This window comes from Desulfofundulus sp., assembly GCF_049701015.1.
In the GTDB taxonomy this organism is placed as follows: Bacteria; Bacillota; Desulfotomaculia; order Desulfotomaculales; family Desulfovirgulaceae; genus Desulfofundulus.
In genome coordinates this window covers 1-3706 of record NZ_JBNATZ010000244.1, presented here as the reverse complement: position 1 = coordinate 3706, position 3706 = coordinate 1, and the positions used below count along the sequence as shown (strand labels likewise).

Sequence of the window (3706 nt, the reverse complement as noted above, 5' to 3'; positions counted from 1 at the left end):
GCTTTCTTTTGGGTTCGGGGTGGGGCGGCGGCTGCAGATGACCATGCCGGGGGGTATGAGCTACCTGGACTTTTTAGTGCCGGGTGTGGTGGCCCTGACCCTGTTTAACAACGGGGTGACATCGGTAACTGTGCGCATGTTTTATACACGCTTGTTCTGGCAGAGTTTCGAGTCCTACCGGCTGGCCCCGGTGAGCAATTTTTCCATTTGTCTCGGGTACACCCTGGCAGGTGCCATGCGCGGCCTTCTGGCCGGGCTGATTGTCCTGCTGATGGTGTTCCTGATCGTGCCCTCCCTGGAACTGGCCGGATCTTTTCTGGCAGCCATGCTGCTGGCCTCCCTTTGCTTTGGTGCTCTTGGCGTGCTTATTGGCCTTTGCCTGCGTTCCTTTGATGACCAGGCCCTGGTCAGCGAATTCATACTTGTACCGCTCACTTTTTTAAGTGGCACGCTCATCCCCGTGGAACGCCTGCCCGGATTCCTGCAGCACCTGGTGTGGTTTTGTCCACTTACCCCGGCGGCCGAATTATTGCGCAGCACCCTGTCCGGGCACGGATTCAACTGGTGGCTGGTAGCGGTGCTGGGGGGATGGACTATTGTTTTATTCACCCTGGACTTGCTGAGGCTGAAAATGCTGGACGGCTAAAAGCTCAGGCAAGCTGCTTGAAGGCTTATCAACCTGTGTTTCAGGGGAAAGGAGTGGCTTCTCATGAGCGATTGGGAGAAAGTAATCGCCTTTCACGGCCATCCCTGTTGTTTGCTGGCTGTTGGTTACCGGGCAGCTAAAGTAGCCCTGGAGAAACTGGGTGCTGGTGTCTCCGGTCACCATCGACTGGTAGCTGTGGTGGAAAACCGCACCTGTGCTGCCGATGCAGTGCAGGTAATATCGGGCTGCACCTTTGGCAAGAGAAACTTTGTCTTCAGGGAAAACGGCAAATATGTGTTTACCTTTGCCCGGACGGGAGAGCGGCAGGCTCTGCGGGTGAGCTTGAAGGCAGGTGTGCTGAGCCGGGAAGGGGATGACTTCGTAGTTCTCATGGAAAAGGTGGCCAACGGAGTAGCTACCGAAGAGGAGCAGGATGAATTTTACCGCCGTCAGGGACCTCTGATGAAGTACATCCTGGAAGGGCCGGTCGAGGAGATTTTTGATCTGCGTTTTATCGACTCGGAAATAGTCCTTCCAGAACTTTGTTTGCAGATGGTCACCTGCAGCGGGTGCGGTGAGGAAGTGATGAAGAACCATGTCATTTACCGGGAGGGACGTCCGGTATGTAAGGGCTGCCTGGCTTAAAGGTGTGTCAGGAAGGGCCGGGGCTTGTACTTTTTCCTGTTCAAGCTGCGGGGAAAGTGTCTCTTCCGGTGCTTCTCCTGGGAATAGCCTTTATCCGAACTGGTAACAGCTAATTTGCAAAAGGAGTGGGTGTTAATGGAATCGAGCCTTGAACTGGTACGGGACCGCGAGATCTGGGTTTTACCGGAAAGCAGTCATGCCCATGAGGGACATGAAACCCGTTGCCGGGTTTTTTACGGGCACGCCATGCATCCGGATGACCTGGCGGAGATGGCGCATCTTTCGGCCTGGGCTGTAGCTCCCGGGGGCGAAAAGATTTCCTTGAAGGTGGAACCTGGAGACGACAAATTCCATGTGGTGGTCTTCACACCCACTCACGAAGGTTTCTGGCCGGTAACGGTGGAAAACCGGGTGGGTGCCATAGCCATTACGAGAGACGGGTTCTACTGCCATGGCACCCGCCGGGAATACCCCGATGCCCGGGAAGTGGTTTACTATCACCAGTATGCCGGGACCTGGGTTCAGGTGGGCCATTTTTGCGCTACCTGTAGCGGAGGGGTGCATCCGCCGGAAGTCATCCGCCCGGGGCATGTCCTGGAACTGGTCACGGCTCCCGGTACCTACCGGGTGGGCGATGAGGTGATCCTGGAAGTTCTTTACCAGGGAAAGCCCTTGCCCGGAACGGAAGTAAAGGCCACCTGGAGCCTGCGGGAAGAACAGGGCTGGGGGTTGAGCGCCCGAACCGATGAAGCGGGGCGGGTGAGGTTTTCCCTGGGTAATCCCGGGCACTGGCTTTTTGGCACCCGTTATGCCGGTGAAACTCCCGTTGGTGAGGAGTACGACAAGCGGGTTTATACTGCCACACTGAGTATTTTTGGCGTACGATAAAAAAACAATTGACCTCGGTGGGGAGCAGTAGTATAATTAAGCATAGAGAAGCAGTATAATAATTACAACGGATGGATTTTACTAAGTAGGGGTACTAGTTATAAAGCGGTGACTGGAGTCACCGGAAGTGATGGTTTTACGCTGGTAACAATACATCATGCACAGGAGCAACCATGAAGGTGCTGTTTCCTCCAGGGGATGGGGGCAGGGCTTTCATGGTTTTGTTGTTTTTTCACCGGATGAGGCCATCGTAAGGCCAGTCCTGAATTTCTCAACTTCGAGGGTCTAAGCTAAACCTTGGCATTAGCTTTTAACCCTATACCTGCTTGCTGGCTGGGATCCCGGCAAGCGGGTCCGACTCCTTCTCAAACGGGTATGCAGGGTCTGGTCAATCCTGCATGCTGTACCTCCTTTCGTCCTGGCATGTGGGGCCTGGTCACCCTCACATGCTATTTTTTTATAAAAATCAACCAGGCTGACCAGCGTGGTGCAGGAATTAAAAGTTACATGTAGAACTTTACATTCCAGTATCTTCATTTTGGCAGGTAAGATTTTGAATGCAAGCCAGAGCTTCCTGTTTTTAAGGTCTAAATTTAGCACATAGCACAAACGAATATTTTCACAACTTAATATGCGAAACGGGGTGTCCTGCTTCCGTGGTGAGGCAGGCAAAAGGGAAGCCGGTGCAAGTCCGGCGCGGTCCCGCCACTGTGAGGGGAAGGGATCCACACTATGTCACTGGTGTGCACTCACTGGCATTTTTGTTCATGTAACCGAACCGGTTACAAATTGGTGAGTGCCCGCCGGGAAGACGTGGAGTTCCAATGAACCCGAGCCAGGAGACCTGCCCCGTTTTGTATGCCATGCTGCCTGCGCGGATAGGGAGGTGGTAAGCCGGTATTCTGCCTTACCCCGCTTTCTTCTGGTAGCGGGGTTTTTGCTTTGCCGGCTGTTTATTAAGACGGGAGGTTGCATTGGAACATGCCGGAAGCAGTTAAAGTGGCGCTGGTCCATGCTGCGATAAAATGGAAGAGAAAGGAAGACAACCTTCAGCATTTGTTAAATTTGAATGAAGAAGCCGCGGTGAGCGGCGCACGCATTATTGTTAATCCGGAACTGGCCACCACGGGTTACGGCTTCACCAGCAGGGATGAGATCTCACAGTTTGTGGAGACTGTCCCGGGTCCCACCACTGAGCTCTTCGGCCGGCTTGCCGGACGGTACGGGGTCTACATCTGTCTGGGGCTGCCGGAGGTGGACGACGCTACAGGGATTTATTACAATACGGCGGTCCTGCTGGGCCCGGACGGCCGGGTACTCGGGCTTTACCGCAAGCTGGCCCCGGCTTTCCGTGAAAACCTGTGGGCGGCCAGGGGTAATCTACCGGTACTGGTGGTGGATACCGCTTTCGGCAAACTGGGCCTGCTTATTTGTGCCGATTCCTACTGGTATAAAGCCGCGCGTATGGCTGCTTTAAAAGGAGCCCGTGTGCTGTTGATCCCGGCCAACTGGCCGCCGCTGCATCAT

4 protein-coding genes and 1 riboswitch are annotated in these 3706 nt (G+C 54.5%); all 4 genes read left to right on the top strand.

What is annotated here, in order from left to right:
• A partial coding sequence (locus ACPLUI_RS12460) for an ABC transporter permease (protein ID WP_424660580.1) occupies positions 1 to 646 on the top strand: 646 nt, incomplete at its 5' end.
• A gap of 63 nt (positions 647 to 709) precedes the next feature.
• Positions 710 to 1291, top strand: a complete 582-nt coding sequence (locus ACPLUI_RS12455; protein ID WP_424660579.1) for an FmdE family protein — start codon at positions 710 to 712, stop codon at positions 1289 to 1291.
• A 135-nt stretch (positions 1292 to 1426) separates the two neighbouring features.
• Positions 1427 to 2179: a DUF4198 domain-containing protein gene (locus ACPLUI_RS12450; protein ID WP_424660578.1), complete on the top strand. Its 753-nt coding sequence runs from the start codon at positions 1427 to 1429 to the stop codon at positions 2177 to 2179.
• A gap of 624 nt (positions 2180 to 2803) precedes the next feature.
• A riboswitch (cobalamin riboswitch) is annotated at positions 2804 to 3045 on the top strand.
• A 115-nt stretch (positions 3046 to 3160) separates the two neighbouring features.
• Positions 3161 to 3706: carbon-nitrogen hydrolase family protein (locus ACPLUI_RS12445; protein ID WP_424660577.1), on the top strand; the 546-nt coding region annotated here is incomplete at its 3' end.